This window comes from Pseudoalteromonas sp. MMG013 (assembly GCF_018100885.1).
GTDB lineage: Bacteria > Pseudomonadota > Gammaproteobacteria > Enterobacterales > Alteromonadaceae > Pseudoalteromonas > Pseudoalteromonas aurantia.
In genome coordinates, this window is the sequence record NZ_JAGJEE010000093.1 from 1 (window position 1) to 777 (window position 777).

At 38.9% G+C, this 777-nt stretch carries 1 protein-coding gene; it reads left to right on the plus strand.

Annotated features, from left to right (window positions below; translation table 11 throughout):
• Window positions 1–233 precede the first annotated feature (233 nt).
• On the plus strand, window positions 234–777 hold a 544-nt coding region (locus J8L98_RS24480), incomplete at its 3' end, for a transposase (RefSeq protein ID WP_210998663.1).

Consider the following 777-nt stretch of genomic DNA (forward strand, 5'->3'; position numbering starts at 1 on the left):
GCTTGTATGGATAATACACCCATCTTAATCATTCTTTTTATACCGATTTAGGGTAAGGTGAGACCCAGGCTTTAGCTGCAACTAAAGCCTTCTTTTACAGTAGTTCGATTGATTGAAGGCTCCTCTATTGAGAGACCGATAACAAGAAAGAACGCTGTAAAAGACTCCAAGCACCACACTCGAATAGTCTACTGGGCCTCGAGCCCGCATTATGCAAGCAAGAGTTAGCTTATATGAATACTAAAACAAATCAAAGCATTAACATTGGTGTCGATACCGGTAAATTTCAACTCGATATTTATATTCGACCTTTAGATATTTACTTCACTGTTTCTAACGATGATAAAGGCATTAAAGAAGCCATAAAAGAGATTAAAAAACACAAACCCGAACGTATTATTATCGAAGCCACAGGGAGATTAGAAATGCCATTCATTATGGCATGTGCTAAAGCTGGTTTACCTTTCGTAATCGCTAACCCTGTTCATGTGAAACGCTTTGCTGGTGCAATTGGACAACGCGCTAAAACAGATAAGCTCGACGCTAAACTTATTGCTCATTATGGTGAAGCAATACAACCAGCTCTATCTCAATTAAAGCCAGAGAGAATACAGCTTATGAGCGATTTAGTTGCCCGCAGGAAGCAGTTACTAGTCATGCAGACCATGGAGAAAAACCGTCTTCAAATACTCCCTAAAGAACTCGCTATGACAATAAAGCCAATCCTCACTGCATTCAAACATCAAATCACTAGAATTGAAGAAAAAATATTAAAGC